At 55.5% G+C, this 16,755-nt stretch carries 28 protein-coding genes; 1 reads left to right on the top strand and 27 read right to left on the bottom strand.

The window, feature by feature from the left end; genetic code table 11:
* Nucleotide 1: 1 nt before the first annotated feature.
* From rplF to AC2FD9_RS12715, 18 genes are all read right to left on the bottom strand, one after another.
* Nucleotides 2-535, bottom strand: coding sequence for a 50S ribosomal protein L6 (gene rplF / locus AC2FD9_RS12800; RefSeq protein ID WP_058272374.1), 534 nt, complete (start codon nt 533-535; stop codon nt 2-4).
* Nucleotides 536-547: 12 nt separating this feature from the next.
* On the bottom strand, nt 548-940 hold the full coding sequence (rpsH, locus tag AC2FD9_RS12795) for a 30S ribosomal protein S8 (RefSeq protein ID WP_008757119.1): 393 nt from the start codon (nt 938-940) through the stop codon (nt 548-550).
* A 13-nt stretch (nt 941-953) separates the two neighbouring features.
* A complete protein-coding gene (gene rpsN, locus AC2FD9_RS12790) occupies nt 954-1,259 on the bottom strand; it encodes a 30S ribosomal protein S14 (protein ID WP_010437098.1) in 306 nt (101 codons plus the stop codon).
* 19 nt (nt 1,260-1,278) lie between these two features.
* The gene (rplE, locus tag AC2FD9_RS12785) at nt 1,279-1,839 is read right to left on the bottom strand and encodes a 50S ribosomal protein L5 (RefSeq protein WP_058272373.1); all 561 of its coding nucleotides are present in this window, start codon (nt 1,837-1,839) and stop codon (nt 1,279-1,281) included.
* Complete coding sequence (gene rplX, locus AC2FD9_RS12780) at nt 1,832-2,143, bottom strand: 50S ribosomal protein L24 (protein WP_058272372.1); 312 nt, start codon at nt 2,141-2,143, stop codon at nt 1,832-1,834. The genes rplE and rplX overlap by 8 nt, the downstream gene beginning before the upstream one ends.
* Nucleotides 2,144-2,145: 2 nt before the next feature.
* A complete protein-coding gene (rplN, locus tag AC2FD9_RS12775) occupies nt 2,146-2,514 on the bottom strand; it encodes a 50S ribosomal protein L14 (protein ID WP_008757934.1) in 369 nt (122 codons plus the stop codon).
* 76 nt (nt 2,515-2,590) lie between these two features.
* Nucleotides 2,591-2,821, bottom strand: a complete 231-nt coding sequence (gene rpsQ / locus AC2FD9_RS12770; protein ID WP_058272371.1) for a 30S ribosomal protein S17 — start codon at nt 2,819-2,821, stop codon at nt 2,591-2,593.
* Between the two features lie 4 nt (nt 2,822-2,825).
* On the bottom strand, nt 2,826-3,032 hold the full coding sequence (gene rpmC / locus AC2FD9_RS12765) for a 50S ribosomal protein L29 (RefSeq protein WP_037311745.1): 207 nt from the start codon (nt 3,030-3,032) through the stop codon (nt 2,826-2,828).
* A gap of 193 nt (nt 3,033-3,225) precedes the next feature.
* A complete protein-coding gene (locus AC2FD9_RS12760) occupies nt 3,226-3,453 on the bottom strand; it encodes a hypothetical protein (protein WP_496837209.1) in 228 nt (75 codons plus the stop codon).
* Nucleotides 3,454-3,629: 176 nt separating this feature from the next.
* The gene (locus AC2FD9_RS12755) at nt 3,630-3,836 is read right to left on the bottom strand and encodes a cold-shock protein (RefSeq protein ID WP_010437077.1); all 207 of its coding nucleotides are present in this window, start codon (nt 3,834-3,836) and stop codon (nt 3,630-3,632) included.
* 257 nt (nt 3,837-4,093) lie between these two features.
* A complete protein-coding gene (locus AC2FD9_RS12750; RefSeq protein ID WP_496837506.1) occupies nt 4,094-4,714 on the bottom strand; it encodes a 2OG-Fe(II) oxygenase family protein in 621 nt (206 codons plus the stop codon).
* Between the two features lie 49 nt (nt 4,715-4,763).
* Complete coding sequence (locus AC2FD9_RS12745; protein WP_496837208.1) at nt 4,764-5,312, bottom strand: amino acid synthesis family protein; 549 nt, start codon at nt 5,310-5,312, stop codon at nt 4,764-4,766.
* A gap of 163 nt (nt 5,313-5,475) precedes the next feature.
* Nucleotides 5,476-5,889, bottom strand: a complete 414-nt coding sequence (rplP, locus tag AC2FD9_RS12740; protein ID WP_058272368.1) for a 50S ribosomal protein L16 — start codon at nt 5,887-5,889, stop codon at nt 5,476-5,478.
* A 12-nt stretch (nt 5,890-5,901) separates the two neighbouring features.
* Nucleotides 5,902-6,612: a 30S ribosomal protein S3 gene (rpsC, locus tag AC2FD9_RS12735; RefSeq protein WP_058272367.1), complete on the bottom strand. Its 711-nt coding sequence runs from the start codon at nt 6,610-6,612 to the stop codon at nt 5,902-5,904.
* The gene (rplV, locus tag AC2FD9_RS12730) at nt 6,612-6,992 is read right to left on the bottom strand and encodes a 50S ribosomal protein L22 (protein WP_039538267.1); all 381 of its coding nucleotides are present in this window, start codon (nt 6,990-6,992) and stop codon (nt 6,612-6,614) included. Before rplV ends, rpsC begins: the two co-directional genes overlap by 1 nt.
* A gap of 3 nt (nt 6,993-6,995) precedes the next feature.
* Nucleotides 6,996-7,274 (bottom strand): 30S ribosomal protein S19, encoded by a 279-nt coding sequence (gene rpsS / locus AC2FD9_RS12725; protein WP_010437056.1) that lies wholly within the window; start codon nt 7,272-7,274, stop codon nt 6,996-6,998.
* Between the two features lie 3 nt (nt 7,275-7,277).
* Nucleotides 7,278-8,120 (bottom strand): 50S ribosomal protein L2, encoded by an 843-nt coding sequence (rplB, locus tag AC2FD9_RS12720; RefSeq protein WP_008757664.1) that lies wholly within the window; start codon nt 8,118-8,120, stop codon nt 7,278-7,280.
* A gap of 266 nt (nt 8,121-8,386) precedes the next feature.
* Nucleotides 8,387-8,959, bottom strand: a complete 573-nt coding sequence (locus AC2FD9_RS12715; RefSeq protein ID WP_282153870.1) for a TetR/AcrR family transcriptional regulator — start codon at nt 8,957-8,959, stop codon at nt 8,387-8,389.
* Between the two features lie 146 nt (nt 8,960-9,105).
* On the opposite strand from AC2FD9_RS12715, the gene AC2FD9_RS12710 reads away from it, so the two are divergent.
* The gene (locus AC2FD9_RS12710; RefSeq protein WP_160116543.1) at nt 9,106-10,245 is read left to right on the top strand and encodes an MBL fold metallo-hydrolase; all 1,140 of its coding nucleotides are present in this window, start codon (nt 9,106-9,108) and stop codon (nt 10,243-10,245) included.
* A gap of 190 nt (nt 10,246-10,435) precedes the next feature.
* Here the strand turns inward: AC2FD9_RS12710 and AC2FD9_RS12705 are convergent, their stop codons facing one another.
* From AC2FD9_RS12705 to AC2FD9_RS12665, 9 genes are all read right to left on the bottom strand, one after another.
* Entirely contained in the window at nt 10,436-10,612 is a 177-nt protein-coding gene (locus tag AC2FD9_RS12705; protein ID WP_050605905.1) for a hypothetical protein, read from the bottom strand.
* 245 nt (nt 10,613-10,857) lie between these two features.
* On the bottom strand, nt 10,858-11,892 hold the full coding sequence (locus tag AC2FD9_RS12700; protein ID WP_496837205.1) for a fatty acid desaturase: 1,035 nt from the start codon (nt 11,890-11,892) through the stop codon (nt 10,858-10,860).
* Between the two features lie 273 nt (nt 11,893-12,165).
* Nucleotides 12,166-13,176, bottom strand: a complete 1,011-nt coding sequence (locus AC2FD9_RS12695; protein ID WP_496837203.1) for an aldose epimerase family protein — start codon at nt 13,174-13,176, stop codon at nt 12,166-12,168.
* Between the two features lie 135 nt (nt 13,177-13,311).
* On the bottom strand, nt 13,312-13,608 hold the full coding sequence (locus tag AC2FD9_RS12690; RefSeq protein WP_058272362.1) for a 50S ribosomal protein L23: 297 nt from the start codon (nt 13,606-13,608) through the stop codon (nt 13,312-13,314).
* Nucleotides 13,605-14,222 (bottom strand): 50S ribosomal protein L4, encoded by a 618-nt coding sequence (rplD, locus tag AC2FD9_RS12685; RefSeq protein WP_050605826.1) that lies wholly within the window; start codon nt 14,220-14,222, stop codon nt 13,605-13,607. Before rplD ends, AC2FD9_RS12690 begins: the two co-directional genes overlap by 4 nt.
* Nucleotides 14,219-14,944, bottom strand: coding sequence for a 50S ribosomal protein L3 (gene rplC, locus AC2FD9_RS12680; RefSeq protein ID WP_058272361.1), 726 nt, complete (start codon nt 14,942-14,944; stop codon nt 14,219-14,221). The genes rplD and rplC overlap by 4 nt, the downstream gene beginning before the upstream one ends.
* A gap of 18 nt (nt 14,945-14,962) precedes the next feature.
* Nucleotides 14,963-15,277, bottom strand: a complete 315-nt coding sequence (gene rpsJ, locus AC2FD9_RS12675) for a 30S ribosomal protein S10 (protein WP_008756422.1) — start codon at nt 15,275-15,277, stop codon at nt 14,963-14,965.
* Between the two features lie 296 nt (nt 15,278-15,573).
* Nucleotides 15,574-16,269, bottom strand: coding sequence for an FkbM family methyltransferase (locus AC2FD9_RS12670; RefSeq protein ID WP_496837201.1), 696 nt, complete (start codon nt 16,267-16,269; stop codon nt 15,574-15,576).
* Between the two features lie 409 nt (nt 16,270-16,678).
* On the bottom strand, nt 16,679-16,755 hold a 77-nt coding region (locus AC2FD9_RS12665), incomplete at its 5' end, for an EF-Tu C-terminal domain-related protein (protein ID WP_211198660.1).

The following is a 16,755-nucleotide window of genomic DNA, read 5'->3' as shown; positions in this document are numbered from 1 at the left end:
CTTACTTCTTCTTGCCTTCTTTGCGGAAGATGAACTCGCCCTTATAGCGGATGCCTTTGCCCTTATAGGGCTCGGGACGGCGCCATTCACGGATTTTCGCCGCGACTTCGCCCACCTGCTGCTGGTCGTTACCTTCCACAATGATCACGGTCTGCTTCGGCGCGGTGATGGTGACACCTTCCGGAGCGACGAAATCAACGTCATGGCTGTAGCCCAGGTTCAGCTTCAGGGTGTTGCCCTGCATCTGAGCCCGGTAACCAACACCCTGGATCTCCAGCTCTTTCTTGAAGCCTTCGGTCACACCGGTCACCAGGTTTGCGACCATTGTGCGGCTCATGCCCCACTGCTGGCGCGCGCGCTTGGACATACCGCGGGGGTTGATCTGAACCACGTTATCTTCGACCGACAGCGTAACGTCGTCAGTCGCAGTGAAGCTGCGGGCGCCTTTCGGGCCTTTGACTTCGATGGTCTGGCCGGAAACCGAGGCAGTTACGCCGCTGGGCAATTCGACCGGACGTTTACCAATACGAGACATTGACAGACCTCCTTAGAAGACGGTGCAGAGCACTTCGCCACCAACATTGTTGGAGCGTGCGTTCTGGTCCGACATCACACCTTTCGGAGTGCTGACAATCGACACACCCAGACCCTGACGGACCTGCGGGATGTCATTGACGCCCATGTATACGCGACGACCGGGCTTAGAGACCCGCTTCAGTTCGCGAATGACAGGGGTGCCTTCGTAGTATTTCAGGCTGATTTCGATGGCCGGATGACCGTTTTCACCGGTCGTCGCTTCGTAGCCACGGATGTAACCTTCGTCCGCCAGCACGTCCAGAACCCAACCACGCAGCTTGGAAGCCGGGGTGGAAACGGTGGACTTGCCACGCATTTGCGCGTTGCGGATACGGGTGAGCATATCGCCGATAGGATCGTTCATATCATTCTCTCCCTTACCAGCTCGATTTCACCATGCCGGGGATCTGACCAGCAGAACCCAGCTCGCGCAGCGCGATACGGCTGACCTTCAGCTTACGGTAGTAAGCGTGGGGACGACCGGTCAGCTGACAGCGGTTGTGCAGACGAGTAGCCGAGCTGTTGCGCGGCAGTTTCGCCAGTTTCAGACGCGCTTTGAAGCGCTCTTCCATCGGCTTGCTCTCGTCATTCGCGATTTCTTTAAGCTCGGCACGCTTTGCGGCATATTTGGCCACCAGGCGTTCGCGCTTCTTCTCGCGTTCGATCATTGCTTTTTTAGCCATGTCTCAATCCTCCCGGCGCTTACGCGTTGAACGGCATGTTGAAAGCTTTCAACAGTGCCTTTGCTTCAGCGTCGGTTTTCGCTGTGGTGGCAATTACGATGTCCATGCCCCAGACTTCGTCAACTTTGTCGAAGTCGATTTCCGGGAACACGATGTGCTCTTTCATGCCCATGGCAAAATTGCCCTGACCATCGAAAGACGGCTTCACGCCGCGGAAGTCACGAATACGTGGCATCGCGATGGTGATCAGACGATCGAGGAATTCATACATCCGGTCACCGCGCAGGGTCACTTTCGCACCCAGCGGCATGTCTTCACGGACGCGGAAGCCAGCGATCGACTTCTTCGCCTTGGTGGAAACAGCCTGTTGACCAGCAATCGCAGTCAGATCCTCGACAGCAGCTTTCGCTTTCTTCGAGTCTTTGACCGCTTCGGCACCACAACCGATGTTCAGAACGATTTTGTCCAGCTTGGGCAGCTGCATGTCGTTCTTGTAGCCGAACTCTTCTTTCAGAGCGGCACGGATGGTTTCAGCGTACTGAGCTTTCAGACGCGGGGTGTAGGTTGCGTTATCAAGCATCGATCACGTCCCCCGTGGTCTTGGCGAAGCGCACTTTCTTGTCACCTTCCATGCGGAAGCCAACGCGAGTTGCTTTGCCGTTCTTGTCCAGCAGAGCCAGGTTCGACAACTCGATCGGGTTTGCCTGAGGCAGACGACCACCCTGAGAGTTCTGAGTCTGGCGAGTGGCGCGGATGGCGATGTTGATACCGTCAACAACAGCTTTTCCGGCAGATGGGTTAACCGAGGTGATAGTTCCCTCTTTGCCCTTGTCCTTGCCGGCCAGCACGACGACCTTGTCGCCTTTGCGGAGTTTAGCAGCCATGATTACAGCACCTCCGGAGCGAGCGAGATGATTTTCATGAAGTTCTTGCCACGCAGTTCACGAACAACCGGGCCAAAGATACGTGTACCTACGGGCTCGTTGTTGTTGTTCAGGATGACGGCGGCGTTGCGATCAAAACGGATCGCGGTGCCGTCTTCGCGACGGACTTCTTTGGCGGTGCGTACGACGACGGCCTTACGGACGTCACCTTTCTTTACGCGGCCGCGCGGGATGGCTTCCTTCACCGAGACGACAATGATGTCGCCGACGGAGGCGTATTTACGCTTGGAACCACCCAGGACCTTGATGCACTGAACTCGGCGTGCGCCGGAGTTGTCAGCGACATCCAGATTGGTCTGCATCTGGATCATGTGGTTTCTCCCGACCTGTGGGGGCTGGTCTGGTTAGATCCCCCAGGGTTTCGACAAATGGAAAAATCCTGAAAGCTTACGCTTCCAGAACTTCCCAACGTTTCGTCTTCGATTTCGGCGCGCATTCGATGATGCGAACAGAGTCACCGACCTTGAAGGCGTTCTTTTCATCGTGAGCCCGGTATTTCTTGGACTTACGGATGGTTTTCTTCAGAACCGGATGCGTAAAGCGGCGCTCGACGGACACGGTTACGGTTTGTGCGTTGGCATCGCTGGTTACGGTGCCGGACAGGATACGCTTGGGCATAGGATTACTCCTCCGATGCCGCAGCAGCGGCCTTTTCGTTCAGAATGGTTTTGACGCGGGCAGCGTTGCGGCGGGCCGCTTTGATGCCGGCGGTGCTTTCCAGCTGACCGGTTGCCTGTTGAAAGCGCAGGTTAAAGCTTTCTTTCTTCAGGTTGGCCAGTTCCTCGCGGAGCTGGTCCGGGGTCTTGTCACGCAGTTCTTGGGCGTTCATCGCCTTTTTCCTTTGCTCAAAACACCAGAAGGCCCCTTACAGGGTCACCTTTGACCTGGTGGATGAATGATAGACATACGAATCCCCCGACTCGGCCGGGGGAACGCAAGATGCCGCTCTATAAGGGGTTCAGCAGTGGGTGGCAAGGGAAAGTTTGGCGCATGAGAATGCAAGCAAACTAGCCAAGTAAAAACTACATTTGTTTGCAGGCTTCCAAAGCTTGAAGCAGGACATAAAACGTTGCGCTGATCGTCACCGCCGAAACAACCAATTCAACCGGAGTGATGTTTCGCATTCCGCGCAAACCTATGATCGCCAGAATGCTCTCTCTCACGTTCCAACCCGTTCGATAAAGTATCAGCAGAAACAGCACCAACACGCCCCCCCAAAATACTGGAGTAGCAGTTTCCATGGCCTGCATGAGACACGGGTTTATACCACTTGTTGTCAAAGCTAACACCGATCAATTCCTTCGCGGCGATCTTCATCAGTGCGTCGCAGTGCAGTCAATCACAATTTCGGCACTACCTTCCACAAACGAAAAACGCGGCCTCGTTTGCACGAGACCGCGTCTTCAACTGTCTAAGTCTAAGTGACTTACGCCAGAGCGATGTTCACAGCCGACTCGCGACCGTCACGGCCGGGCTCGATGTCGAATGTTACTTTCTGGTCGTCGGCCAGGCCGGTCAGACCCGAGCGCTCAACAGCAGAGATGTGTACAAACACGTCTTTGCCACCGGTCTCCGGTGCGATGAAGCCAAAACCTTTAGTTGTGTTGAACCATTTTACGGTGCCATTGGCCATATCCGTAGTCTCCTATTAAATTGCTGTCCGCGGAATTGCGACAGCGCGGCGTTGTAGGTCTGGATCGAGAGACTGAACGCCGAAGATTCGGGAGACAGTGGTCGAAAAAGAAAAACGTAAGCGTGCCTCACATGGTTCATGACGACACATATTGCAAGGTTTTTCGACAACTCGAAGTGAAAAGTGATTGGCGGGGGCGCCGCCCATTCGTCTCGCAATCGCTACATTAGTACAATTGCTGTGTCGTGACCCGCGGCTCACTCCCACTTGTAGTTAAAGCTGACACTGATCCGCTCATCCTCGGCCATATTCATCGGTACCTCATGGCGCAGCCAGCTTTCCCACAGCAGGACATCCCCCACCTGCGGCTTCATATAGATGAACGGCTGCAAATCCCGCCGCCCGCCCTTTAGCCGCGTCGGTGCCGCCATCATACGGGCCGAGCGGGGATCTTCCAGTTTCAGCGCGCTTGCCCCTTCGGGCATCGCCACATAGGTCGTGCCGGAAATCACGCTGTGCGGGTGCAGGTGGCTGGAGTGCATTCCGCCTTCGGGGAGAATGTTGATCCACAGGTCTTCAAGCTTCAAATCACCCTCGCCCAGATCGAACTCCAGATCCTTGGCAAAGGCTGCCACATGCTGATCCAACGCCTTGACCAGATCGGCAAAGATCGGGAACCGCCAGGGCAGATCGGTCAGCGAGGCATAGCTGGTGTAGCCGGGATAGCCGTTTTCCTCGCACCATTCCTGCCCGGCCTCATCATCCTCGGCGATGACAAGACAAGAATTTTCCATTTCCTCGGGATCGATCTTGGGATCGAATTCGGAAAGGGCTGCGCGATAAAGACGGGTAACGAAGAGTGATTCAATCTGTGCCATGGGCCGGGCATAGCCCAAGCCCTGCCCCAAGACCAGCCCCAGCCAGCCTTCAGTTTTTGACCGGTCCCGAACCGCAGCGCGGGATCGGGCGTCCGCCATCTGCGTAGGCCAGACACATGACTATCTCGTCCGGTTTCGGCGCATCCGGAATATTCAAAGTCATGGTATCGAAATGGTCAAAGGACCACGGGTTGTCCTTGTGCCCAAGCGGCAGATCGATTGAACATCCCGGTGCCCCGAGCTTGGCATTAGACGGAATGACAGCTTCGCCCCCACCCGCTGTAGCACGCATAGGAGCGCCAAGTTTCGGGTGGATCAGTGCGCCGCCTTGTTCGAGATCGCCATTCGCGCCAATAATCGCTGCTTTACCATACGAAATCGGAGAACCGTCGAGTTGAGAAACAGCCTCGGCCGCGAGGTCTGCGCCGAGCGCACCACCTATTTCAAACAGCTCGGACAAGTCTTCCGAAAATTTACCGGCGAGTGGGTTCTGTATGACTGCCAAAGCTGCAACCCGGCAGACCGGAGCACATAGTTGCCCCAATTGATCGGTGGTTATGACCTCTTTGATGAATACCTTCTTGCGCAGCTGAAACATATGACCCTCCCATTCACAATTGTCAGCCTATGGGGGCTATGGACAATCGTCGACTTCTTTCACGAAACGATGGGATGGATCACAATAGGCTGACGAAAAAGAAAACCCCCGCCGATGTCCCGACGGGGGTTAATCTTGTTACGAAGGGCTTTCGCCCAATCGCTTACCAGTCTTCGCGGATCACTACGCGGGTCTTGATCGGCAGCTTCATCGCGGCCAGACGCAGGGCCTCACGTGCGATGTCGTCATTGACGCCGTCGATCTCGAACATCACGCGGCCAGGCTTGACTTTGCATGCCCAGCGGTCGACCGAACCTTTACCTTTACCCATACGAACTTCGATCGGCTTTGCAGTGACCGGGGTGTCGGGGAAGATGCGGATCCAGACACGGCCCTGACGCTTCATGTGACGCGTCATGGCACGACGTGCAGCTTCGATCTGGCGTGCAGTTACACGCTCAGGCTCAAGAGCTTTCAGACCATAGGTGCCAAAGTTCAGATCAGAGCCGCCTTTGGCTTCACCCTTGATCCGGCCTTTGTGCATCTTGCGGAATTTAGTACGCTTTGGTTGAAGCATATCTTTCCCTCCTTAGCGACGACCGCCACCAGCACCACGAGGTGCAGGGCCGTCCTGGAGTTCCTGTGCTTTACGGTCACGTGCCTGCGGATCGTGCTCCATGATCTCACCTTTGAAGATCCAGACCTTGATCCCGATGATCCCGTAGGGGGTCATCGCTTCGGCTTGTGCGTAATCGATGTCGGCGCGCAGCGTGTGCAGAGGCACACGGCCTTCGCGGTACCACTCGGTCCGTGCGATTTCGGCGCCGCCCAGACGGCCAGCGACGTTCACCCGGATACCCAGAGAGCCCATGCGCATGGCGTTCTGAACCGAGCGCTTCATTGCGCGACGGAACGAAACACGACGTTCCAGCTGCTGAGCGATGGACTCGGCAACCAGCTGCGCGTCAAGCTCGGGCTTGCGCACTTCGACGATGTTCAGGTGCAGTTCGCTGTCAGTCATGTGAGCAAGCTTTTTGCGCAGCACTTCAATGTCTGCACCTTTCTTGCCGATGATGACACCGGGACGTGCGGTGTGGATCGTAACGCGGCACTTCTTGTGCGGACGTTCGATGATCACACGTGCAATTCCGGCCTGCTTGCACTCTTTGTTGATGAACTCACGGATCTTGAGGTCTTCCAGCAGAAGATCACCGTAGTCCTTGGTGTCGGCGTACCAGCGGCTGTCCCAGGTGCGGTTCACCTGCAGGCGCATGCCGATCGGATTTACTTTATGACCCATTAGGCTTGCTCCTCAACTTGACGCACCTTGATGGTGATCTCCGAGAACGGCTTCATAATCTTGCCGAACCGACCACGGGCACGCGGGCGACCGCGCTTCATGACCAGGTTCTTGCCAACCCATGCTTCGGCGACGATCAGCTCGTCAACGTCCAGGTTGTGGTTGTTCTCGGCGTTGGCGATTGCGGACTGCAGGCACTTCTTGACGTCCTGCGCGACACGCTTGTTCGAGAAAGTCAGATCGGTCAGAGCCTTCTCAACTTTCTTGCCGCGGATCATTTGCGCAACCAGGTTCAGTTTCTGCGGGCTAGTGCGAAGCATGCGTGTTTTCGCCATTGCTTCGTTTTCAGCCACGCGGCGGGGGTTCTTTTCCTTGCCCATGACTTACTTCCGCTTCGCTTTTTTGTCAGCGGCGTGACCGTAATAGGTACGAGTTGGCGAATACTCACCGAACTTCTGACCGATCATGTCTTCCGAGACGTTGACGGGGATATGCTTATGGCCGTTGTACACACCAAAGGTCAGACCCACGAACTGGGGCAGAATGGTGGAACGACGCGACCAAATCTTGATGACTTCGTTGCGGCCCGACTCGCGCGCTGCTTCGGCTTTTTTGAGCACATAAGCATCGACGAAAGGACCCTTCCAAACAGAGCGAGACATAGATTAACGTCCCTTCTTCTTGGCGTGCCGCGAGCGGATGATCAGCTTCTGGGACGCTTTGTTCTTGTTGCGGGTACGCTTACCCTTGGTGTCCTTACCCCATGGAGTAACCGGTGTACGGCCACCCGAGGTACGACCTTCACCACCACCGTGCGGGTGATCGATCGGGTTCATTGCAACACCACGAACCGACGGACGCACGCCTTTGTGGCGCATACGACCGGCTTTACCGAGGTTTTGGTTGCTGTTGTCGGGGTTGGACACGGCACCGACGGTGGCCATGCATTCCTGACGGACCATGCGCAGCTCGCCCGAGCTCAGACGGATCTGAGCGTAGCCGCCATCGCGACCAACGAACTGAGCGTAAGTACCAGCCGCACGTGCGATCTGACCGCCTTTACCAGGCTTCATCTCGATGTTGTGGACGATGGTACCGATGGGCATGCCCGAGAACGGCATTGCGTTGCCCGGCTTGATGTCAGCCTTGGCGGATGCCACGACTTTGTCACCAACAGCCAGACGCTGCGGAGCCAGGATATATGCCTGCTCGCCGTCTTCGTATTTTACCAGTGCGATGAATGCGGTCCGGTTCGGGTCATATTCGATCCGTTCGACGGTTGCCGCGACATCAAATTTATTCCGTTTGAAGTCAACGATCCGGTAGAGACGCTTTGCGCCACCGCCGCGGCGGCGTGAAGTGATCCGTCCGGTGTTGTTCCGGCCGCCCGATTTGGTCAAACCCTCAGTGAGAGACTTGACCGGACGTCCTTTCCAAAGCTCCGAACGGTCGATCAGCACCAGCCCGCGCTGGCCCGGCGTCGTCGGCTTGTACGACTTGAGTGCCATGCTTTCTGTCTTCCGTTTAGCAAGTGCGGGGATTTCCCCGCTATGTGATAGGCCCCCGTAGGTGCCAAAGGTATAGGGCCCCGAAGGTCCCCGGTTTCAAATATCATAGGCCCCGGAACGAATCCGAGGCCGTAAGATTGGGTGCGTTTAGCAGTGTTGGGGGTGGGTGTCTATAGAAATCAAAAACATTATGTATGTGTCTCACTCCCCCTTTATTCCCTGGTCGAAGGAGTGCCTTTAGAACCTCTTGTTGGTTCGTATACCAATTAGCGTTTTTTAGTGAGAAATTCATGCCTCAGGAGTGTTTCGCTTGCTGAATCGTACGTGCTTTGGGGCGTGTACACAGACCGGCGCGCGCTGACAAAAACAAGAAACAGCCTAACCCGCATTTCCAGCTCGGCCCCCTCAAATCCAATAGCCTCAAAAACTCCCTTCACAAACTCATATCGCCTGCGATCGACTTCTTTCAGGGCTTCCGCCACGACGGGGTCCTGAGCCGCCCAGGATCGGAAAGCGATATCAAATTGATCAAGTCCTTCAGCCTCGACATATTGCGTTAACGATAACAGGCGCTCTGAAGGTGAAGCCTCGGACGAATTGACATCGTTGATGACCGACTCCGTAAACTCCTTGGACCAGTAGTCGATCAGCGCCCGAACAAACTCATCACGGTTTTTGAAGTGGTGATAAAAACTGCCCTTCGTCACGCCAAGGTTTTTGACGAGAGAGTCGATTCGCAGCCGGGCACCCCCCTCTGTCGCAAGGACATTAAGGGCTGTTTCTAACCATCTTTCACGGTCATATCGAGGAAGAGGCGGGGATTTTTCAGCGTCGCGCATGCCCTTTTTTTAAGCCAAAATTGCGTTCCGTCAAGGCGTACATACCAAAAAGTACTTTACAGACCATTAAGTATGTAACATACCAAAAGGTACCCAATATACATATTCGAATGGTTGAGGTTTTCAGACCTAAAGGGGGATGTACGATGCCTAAGAAACTTTTATCAGCAACGCTCGCGACAGCTTGCGTCATTGCCGCAACTGCAACTGCGCAAACCTGGGAAGAAAATCTTGCGGCCGGTGCTGCAACAACAGAGCAGAACCATCTCAACGTGCCGTTCACGCAAATGAAGAATATGAAGACGGCCTTCAGTTCGCCCGGAAACTGGCCAATATTTGAGAACCGAGGGCCACTAGATCGCTCGCCTACCGACAAGCCGTCCAAAGTTCTGGTCATGGGAAGCGGCGACCCGAATCCCAACCCCTATCGTTATGGCCCGGCTCTGGCGGTAATAGTAAACGACTATCCCTATTTCATTGACGCTGGAGAAGGCTGGTGGCGCGCGCTGGGTAAATCGGTTCAGTCTCAGGGCGCAATGGATCTGGCAACGATCATGAACGTCCCGAACATCAAATACATGTTCCTGACCCACCTGCACGAAGATCATACCGTTGGATTGCCGTCTTTCATTTTGAATCCGTTCAAATTCGGGTCGAACCTGGCCGTCGTCGACAAGAAAGTTTACGGCCCCGCCGGTGTCGACGAGATGATGGCCAGCATCAACGACGCATGGCGCATTGACCGCAACGAAATGGCACAAGGATCGACAGTGCAGAAATTTGACGGCGCAACCGCAGTTGGGGTGCCGGTCTGGCCACATGTTGACGTCAACGGACGTAAGATTTTTGAAGATGACAATGTTCTGGTCGAAGCCTTCCCGACAGCGCACGGGTTTTTAGAGAATACCCACGCCTACAGGTTTACGACCAAACCCGACGGCCGTGTTCTCGTCTTTGGCGGCGACGGGCACTACTCGGAAGGCCTGGTGAATGCAGCCAAAGATGCTGACTTACTATTTATCGAGGGCATTACCCGCAAGAATATCAAGTACGCACCTTGGGGCGGTGACTCCGAGGAAGAAAAAGTGAAGGTCATCGGCGCCTACCACATGTTCCCCAGCGACATGAAGAAGTTACAAGATGACAGCGGCGTCAAAGGAATCGTCATGGTTCATGTTCAGAACTACAACAGCCCTGAGGACTTTGACCGGCTCAGCGTTCTGCAAGAGATGATCGACGAAGGCGTGGTCAACATCCTGCAGGCTTCGGACGGCGACCTCTACTAAACACGATCAGCGTGCCAAAAACAGCTCGGTACCAATCCTCACAAAGTAAGGCCCCTGCTAGCGCTGGGGCCTTTGTCGCTCCCAAAACGAATTCGACCTGAGACCGCTGGACACGTCGATGTGTGCTCCCCTCTTCGAGGGGCACATTTCTATTTGAAATCTTTCCGCTTGCCCAACCGGCCTCGCACAATCACTTCTTGTCGCGCGCGGCCTTCTCTTCTTTGGTCAGCTTGGCGTTCCAGACATTCTTGCTCAAACCCAGCTCAGCGGGCGCGGGTTTGGTTTTGCCGACGCTAACTTTGCCTCCTTTATCCAGAAACTCCTGAATAAGGGCCTCATCTGTTGTTTCTTTGGGTACATGTTTCATACCTGTATGCCTATCTGCTCTGCGCAGTCGAAGCAACGGCAGCTTCTCAGGGCCAATCTGACAGAGCAGGTTCAGAACAGAGATTCAAATAACAAAAACTCCCGCTTGCGTGGGGGGCTTTCGTCATTTCTCAAGGGCAGCTCCGATCAGAGGCCGGTGGGCACGTCGAAGGTGTTACCCTCTTCCAGGGTCACATGCTATTTCTTGACGTCTTTCCCGTTGTGCTCCACCCAGCGGAACACCCCTCACCCATACAGCGCGCGCGCCTCGGCGAAGGACAACAAACGGCGATTATTTTCGTCCCACAGATGCAACCGCGCGTTGGCGAGGCTCTCACGGATGGTCATCTTGTTGCTGTTGGCCAGCTCATCATGGTCGCGCAGCACTTCGGTCAGGCGATAGAACGGGATGCGGCTATACAGGTGGTGCACGTGGTGAATGCCGATATTGGCGCTGAACCACTGCAGCACGGATGGCAGGATGTAATGCGAGCTGCCGTGCAAGGCAGCCTCATGCAGTTGCCAGTCCTTATCAGCGTCCCAATGCGTATCCTCGAACTGGTGTTGTACGTAAAACAGCCACACGCCCGCGGTCGCGGCAATCAGGGTTGAGGGCAGAAAGATCAGCAGCACCGGCATCAGGCCGCCAAAATAGTATACGGCCACGAGCGCAGCCAGAATGGCAAGGTTGGTGCTCATCGCGCTGACCCAAAACCTGACGCTGCCCGTCAAACCCAACGGGAGGCGGTTCTGGAACAGAAACAGATAGCCGGGGCCAAGGACAAAAAGAGTAATGGGGTTGCGATAAACCCGATACCAGAACCGGTTCATGGGCGTCTTTGACCGGTACTCGGCGACTGTCAAAGTGTGGATATCGCCCATTCCCCGTTTGTCCAAATTACCCGAGCTGTTGTGATGGTTGGAATGCGTGCGGCGCCAGACGTCATACGGCGTCAGGGTCAATACACCAATGACCCGACCAACCCAGTCGCTGACCGACCGGTTCTTGTAGAACGCTCCGTGCCCGCAATCATGCTGGATCGCAAACAGGCGCAGCAGGAAGGCCGCGTTGAGAACGGCAATCGCAAAAGCCAACCAATAGCTGACCGAAAGCGACATCCAGGACAGCGCCCATAATACGAAAAAGGGGATAATGCTGACACCCAGCTCAAAGGAGCTGCGCCACTGGTTCGGTTCGCGGTATTTGGCAAGTGTCGTAACCCAATCCCGCGCGGCGGTCACATCCGGTTTGTCCGGGGTCGAGAGAGAGGGTTTTGTCATGCGCCTGCCATGTCACTTATGTTTGTAGAAACCGCATAGACTACCGATCCGGCATAGCAAGCGAATTCTGGCTGAGGCGAATGTGTCGCGCTCATTTTCTCTGGTGTTGTTGCTCAAGAAAACCTCCGCTTTCGCGGCGACCCTCACACTTATCCGTAGGCGGATCCGATCAGAGATAGGTGCTCACATCGATAGTGTAACCCTCTGCCTAGATCAAAAAGTGCTTTTTTGTCCCTTTTCCGGCGACCCAACTAGCCATGGAACCGCCTGACCTTAAACCTCGCTCTGAAACACGTATCGCGAAACATGGCGATAGGTTTGATCCTTGCGCAATACCGCACTTGGAAACCCTTGCTGGTTGATTGAATCGGGCCAGACCTGTGGTTCCAAAGCGACGCCCGAATAAGGGCCGTAGGGTTGGCCACCCAAGCCAATGCGTGGACCTTCATCAAAAGACGCACCGGAATAGACCTGCAAACCCGGCTCGGTCGTCTCTAGATGCATCGAAAGACCTGAGGACGATCCGGTCAGCGTCGCCACAGGACGACAAGGCAGACGCTGATCGGACAGGCAGAAATTGTGATCGTATGCCCAGCCCCCCAAAGGTCGCGGTGACCGCAGATCAAAGGGCGTGCCCTCAACGCTAAGCGCTTCGCCTGTGGGAATGAGGTCCCCGTCAACAGGGGTGTAGTGTTCTGCGCGCACCATTAGTTCGTGCTGGCGGATGTCTGCGCCGCCGTCGAGGTTGAAGTAGATATGCGGGGTCAGATTGCAGAGGCTTGCCGACGTTGTCCGCGCTTCCATTTCGATACTCAATGTAGCGTCCGCCTCGACTCGGAAGGTCACCGCCACTTCCAAGTCGCCGCCAAAGCCCATGTGGCCATCAGGCAGGGTCAGCTGCAAAGTGACCGCGCCCGGTGTAACGCTGGAAATTTCCCAGACCAGACAATCCATACCTTGCGTTCCGCCGTGCAACGTATGAGTGCCCAAATAATTGCGATCCAGCTGGTAGTTTGCACCATTCAAACTGTATGACGCGCGCGCGATCCGATTGGCACAACGGCCCACCATGGCTCCTAGGTAAGCCGTGCTGTCTTCATAGCCTGCAATCTCTGGCCACCCCAATATCAGAGGATGCTCAAAACCCTGCAAACGCAGATCCTGCAGCGTTGCACCATAGGTCAGGATACGCGCAGAAAGCGTCCCCTGCCCGATATCGATGCTTTTGACGATCTGACCATCCCGGGTTTTCCCGAAATCGCGAACCTGCTGTTCAGCCTGCATATCACCCGTCTCACTGCCTAGAGGTCACTGTGCACAGGTCCGGGCCAAGTTCAACGCGGCCAGATGAGCTGCGCCAAGAAAAAAAGGCCCCTGCATCAGCAGGGGCCCCATGTTTTTTCCCAAAGACGAGTCCGATCAGAGACCGGTGCTTACGTCGATGGTGTTACCCTCTTCCAGGGTCACATATGCTTTTTTGACGTCTTTCCGCTTGCCCAACTGGCCGCGGAACCGCTTGACTTTGCCTTTGGTGATGGTGGTGTTGACCGCCTTCACCTTGACACCAAACAGCGATTCAACCGCTTCTTTGATCTGCGGTTTGTTGCTGTCGATCGCCACTTCAAAGACAATCGCGCCGTTCTCGGACGCCATGGTCGACTTTTCAGTGATGATCGGCTTGCGGATCACGTCGTAGTGTTCTGCCTTCGCGCTCATTTCAGACGAGCCTCCAGTGCTTCGACAGCCGCTTTGGTGAGCACCAGAGTGTCACGCTTGAGGATGTCATAAACGTTTGCACCCATCGACGGCAGGATATCCAGACCTTCGATGTTGCGCGACGCCTTCAGGAAACCTTCGTTCACGGTCGCCCCGTCGATGACAAGAGCGCGTTTCCAGCCCAGGTTTGCAACCTGTTTGGCCAGTGCAGCGGTCTTGCCTTCGGCTTCGGCGTTTTCGATTACAACCAGTTCACCAGCTGCCATTTTGGCAGACAGCGCGTGGCGCAGACCGAGTTTACGGAACTTCTTCGGCAGGTCGTGACCATGCGAACGCACGACCGGACCCTTGTAAACGCCACCACCCCGGAAGATCGGTGCCGAGCGAGCGCCGTGGCGTGCGCCACCGGTGCCTTTTTGGCGATAGATCTTCTTGGTCGAGTAGGACACTTCCGAACGGGTCTTGACCTTGTGGGTGCCAGCCTGCGCGTTGTTGCGCTGCCAACGGACCACACGGTGCAGGATGTCCGCGCGCGGCTCGAGGCCGAACAGATCGGCGTCCAGCTCGATGTTGCCGGCTTTGCCGCCGTCCAGTTTGATTACATCAAGTTTCATGCTTCACCACCTTCCGCGGGAGCTTCTTCCGCAGGTGCTTCAGTTGCAGCACCTTTTACGGCTGCCGGGAAAGGCAGGCCTTCCGGTGCTTTCTTCTTGACGGCGTCCTTGACGGTAACCCAGCCCGATTTCGGTCCGGGAACGGCGCCTTTGATGAAGACCAGACCACGGTCGGCGTCGGTTTTGACGACTTCCAGGTTCTGGGTGGTTACACGGGCAGCGCCCATGTGACCGGCCATCTTCTTGCCTTTAAAAACCTTGCCCGGATCCTGACACTGGCCAGTCGAACCGTGCGAACGGTGGCTGATCGAAACACCGTGCGAGGCGCGAAGACCACCGAAGTTGTGGCGCTTCATTGCACCGGCAAAGCCTTTACCGATCGAGGTACCCGAAACGTCAACCTTCTGACCTTCCAGGAAGTGTTCTGCCGAAATCTCGGCGCCCACTTCGATCAGGCCATCTTCAGAGACGCGGAACTCGGCCAGCTTACGCTTGGGCTCGACCTTTGCAGCGGCATAGTGACCGCGCATAGCCTTCGAGGTGCGTTTTGCCTTGGCAGCACCAGCGCCCAGCTGAACGGCGGTGTAGCCGTCTTTGTCAGCGGTACGCTGTGCAACGACCTGCAGGCCGTCCAGGTGAAGAACAGTCACAGGGATCTGCTTGCCGTCTTCCATGAACAGGCGGGTCATGCCTACTTTTTTTGCGATAATACCAGAGCGCATAATCTATACCCTCCGATCTTACGACTGCAGCTTGATCTCGACGTCCACACCAGCGGCGAGGTCGAGCTTCATCAGCGCGTCAACGGTCTGGGGGGTCGGATCAACGATGTCGAGCAGACGCTTGTGCGTGCGGATCTCGAACTGGTCGCGGGATTTCTTGTCAACGTGAGGGCCACGGAGAACCGTGAACTTCTCGATCTTGTTCGGCAGCGGGATCGGGCCGCGCACGTTCGCGCCGGTCCGCTTGGCAGTGTTGACGATCTCTTGCGTGCTGGCATCCAGAACGCGATAGTCAAATGCCTTCAGCCGAATACGGATGTTTTGGCTTTGCATAGTAACAGCCTTTTATCAGGCGTTGAGGTTGAGAGGAGGACAAGCGCGCATCGCCAACCCTCTTCGAACCCAAAAGGCGGGAATCACCCCGCCTCGATGTTCTTGTAGAGAACTCGCGCGATCTACAGGGGTGCGGGGGGTTTGGCAAGGGGTTTTTCAGGCTTACTAATTCTGGATTTGACTGGCGCCAAACATCTCGAACCCGCCACGCCGCATCAACCAAGTATTATCGCGGCAAAACCGGAACTACCCGTGCCCATGGGCGCACGTATCTAGAAGGAAAGAACGACTTCCTCCTACGGCTTTACGCCCTTCGCTGCAATGCGCGATAGCTTCAAATCCCGAAAGTCAAACAAAGGGCTGTTAAAAGGTGCAAAAATCGCGTCGCAATCGGTTGCCTGCGGCGACGGCGGTCTGATGAAATCGTGCAGTTCAAACCCCTGACCTGCCATAACCGAAACAAAATCGCTAAACTTGTAGCCGCCTTGATAACGACGGCGTGTTGAAACCTCGGCCAAGACAAATGCGCAGTTTTTCAGCATTTCCGACGCGCCCCGAATTACTTCGATTTCGAAACCTTCGGTATCAATCTTAAGGCCGAAAGGTCCTTTGTAGGTCGAAGCGATCTCGTCAAGTGTTTTCACGGGCACCTGTCTTTCTTCGATTTTCGATATGTGCGCCGTAGCAGAATCATCGAACTCAAGCATAGTCGCGCGCGTTCCAAATGATCGGGCACCGACCGTTGGGATACGCAGCGTTGTCTGCCCGTTTTCCGCCCCAACACCGCAGGCGTGAAAATCAAAATTGATTTTGTCCGCCCATTTTCTTCGTAGCTTTGTTTCATAGTCTGCAATCGGCTCGATCAAAACAAATTTTGAATCCGGAAACGCCGCATACAAATGCGCTGTGCCGCCGGCAACACCAACATCAAATACCGTCTGAACCTGGAAACCGAGACTGCTAATATAATCGCCCGTTTCCTTGTTTGGCAAAACCTGGTATCCGCGTCGTTTCAAACGTCTGGACAGCCTTTGTACGGTTTCGTCCATTTCAAAGTACTCCTTGTGGGCCAACGCCTGTTTTTTTGGCGGCGGTTTTCAAAAAAGCACTTCTTCGGAAATACTACAACTCGGAATGAACGGCTGGTTCTGGGTCGGTGTCTGAGCCGCAGGGTAATTCATCAAACCGTCTTATCGGAGGGGTGTTTCAAACTCTGAGCAGTTCAGCAACAGAAGGGCAAATTCGGACAGTTTGCTTTGCGGACAAACGTGGTTCAGAAACCGCAAAACGCAAAAAAGGCCGCCCCGGACGGAGCGGCCTTCTTTGGTTTCTCACCGTGTTGCTCTCGGCAGATTTCCCTGAGGAAAATCGCCTGCCGCAACCAGGCGCGACAAGCGCGCCTTACTCGACGATTTTCGACACGACGCCGGCGCCGACGGTGCGGCCGCCTTCGCGGATGGCGAAACGCAGGCCGTTTT

The sequence above is a fragment of the Ruegeria sp. YTSC230 genome (assembly GCF_059609665.1).
The sequence above is the reverse complement of the archived record's forward strand: the minus strand, read 5'-3'. Positions and strand labels throughout refer to the sequence as shown.

What these genes read in the sequence shown, in the direction of transcription:
- AC2FD9_RS12700 (WP_496837205.1), bottom strand. Translation starts at nt 11,892, where the DNA reads ATGACAAAACCCTCTCTCTCGACCCCGGACAAACCGGATGTGACCGCC.
- rplP (WP_058272368.1), bottom strand. Translation starts at nt 5,889, where the DNA reads ATGCTTCAACCAAAGCGTACTAAATTCCGCAAGATGCACAAAGGCCGG.
- rpsN (WP_010437098.1), bottom strand. Translation starts at nt 1,259, where the DNA reads ATGGCTAAAAAAGCAATGATCGAACGCGAGAAGAAGCGCGAACGCCTG.
- rpsS (WP_010437056.1), bottom strand. Translation starts at nt 7,274, where the DNA reads ATGTCTCGCTCTGTTTGGAAGGGTCCTTTCGTCGATGCTTATGTGCTC.
- AC2FD9_RS12715 (WP_282153870.1), bottom strand. Translation starts at nt 8,959, where the DNA reads ATGCGCGACGCTGAAAAATCCCCGCCTCTTCCTCGATATGACCGTGAA.
- AC2FD9_RS12705 (WP_050605905.1), bottom strand. Translation starts at nt 10,612, where the DNA reads ATGAAACATGTACCCAAAGAAACAACAGATGAGGCCCTTATTCAGGAG.
- rplF (WP_058272374.1), bottom strand. Translation starts at nt 535, where the DNA reads ATGTCTCGTATTGGTAAACGTCCGGTCGAATTGCCCAGCGGCGTAACT.
- rplB (WP_008757664.1), bottom strand. Translation starts at nt 8,120, where the DNA reads ATGGCACTCAAGTCGTACAAGCCGACGACGCCGGGCCAGCGCGGGCTG.
- AC2FD9_RS12760 (WP_496837209.1), bottom strand. Translation starts at nt 3,453, where the DNA reads ATGCAGGCCATGGAAACTGCTACTCCAGTATTTTGGGGGGGCGTGTTG.
- rpsC (WP_058272367.1), bottom strand. Translation starts at nt 6,612, where the DNA reads ATGGGTCATAAAGTAAATCCGATCGGCATGCGCCTGCAGGTGAACCGC.
- AC2FD9_RS12695 (WP_496837203.1), bottom strand. Translation starts at nt 13,176, where the DNA reads ATGCAGGCTGAACAGCAGGTTCGCGATTTCGGGAAAACCCGGGATGGT.
- rpmC (WP_037311745.1), bottom strand. Translation starts at nt 3,032, where the DNA reads ATGAACGCCCAAGAACTGCGTGACAAGACCCCGGACCAGCTCCGCGAG.
- AC2FD9_RS12750 (WP_496837506.1), bottom strand. Translation starts at nt 4,714, where the DNA reads ATGGCACAGATTGAATCACTCTTCGTTACCCGTCTTTATCGCGCAGCC.
- rplX (WP_058272372.1), bottom strand. Translation starts at nt 2,143, where the DNA reads ATGGCTGCTAAACTCCGCAAAGGCGACAAGGTCGTCGTGCTGGCCGGC.
- rplN (WP_008757934.1), bottom strand. Translation starts at nt 2,514, where the DNA reads ATGATCCAGATGCAGACCAATCTGGATGTCGCTGACAACTCCGGCGCA.
- rplC (WP_058272361.1), bottom strand. Translation starts at nt 14,944, where the DNA reads ATGCGCTCTGGTATTATCGCAAAAAAAGTAGGCATGACCCGCCTGTTC.
- rplV (WP_039538267.1), bottom strand. Translation starts at nt 6,992, where the DNA reads ATGGGCAAGGAAAAGAACCCCCGCCGCGTGGCTGAAAACGAAGCAATG.
- rpsH (WP_008757119.1), bottom strand. Translation starts at nt 940, where the DNA reads ATGAACGATCCTATCGGCGATATGCTCACCCGTATCCGCAACGCGCAA.
- rplD (WP_050605826.1), bottom strand. Translation starts at nt 14,222, where the DNA reads ATGAAACTTGATGTAATCAAACTGGACGGCGGCAAAGCCGGCAACATC.
- rpsQ (WP_058272371.1), bottom strand. Translation starts at nt 2,821, where the DNA reads ATGCCCAAGCGTATCCTGTCCGGCACCGTAACCAGCGATGCCAACGCA.
- rplE (WP_058272373.1), bottom strand. Translation starts at nt 1,839, where the DNA reads ATGCTTGATAACGCAACCTACACCCCGCGTCTGAAAGCTCAGTACGCT.
- AC2FD9_RS12745 (WP_496837208.1), bottom strand. Translation starts at nt 5,312, where the DNA reads ATGTTTCAGCTGCGCAAGAAGGTATTCATCAAAGAGGTCATAACCACC.
- AC2FD9_RS12755 (WP_010437077.1), bottom strand. Translation starts at nt 3,836, where the DNA reads ATGGCCAATGGCACCGTAAAATGGTTCAACACAACTAAAGGTTTTGGC.
- rpsJ (WP_008756422.1), bottom strand. Translation starts at nt 15,277, where the DNA reads ATGCAAAGCCAAAACATCCGTATTCGGCTGAAGGCATTTGACTATCGC.
- AC2FD9_RS12690 (WP_058272362.1), bottom strand. Translation starts at nt 13,608, where the DNA reads ATGAGCGCGAAGGCAGAACACTACGACGTGATCCGCAAGCCGATCATC.
- AC2FD9_RS12710 (WP_160116543.1), top strand. Translation starts at nt 9,106, where the DNA reads ATGCCTAAGAAACTTTTATCAGCAACGCTCGCGACAGCTTGCGTCATT.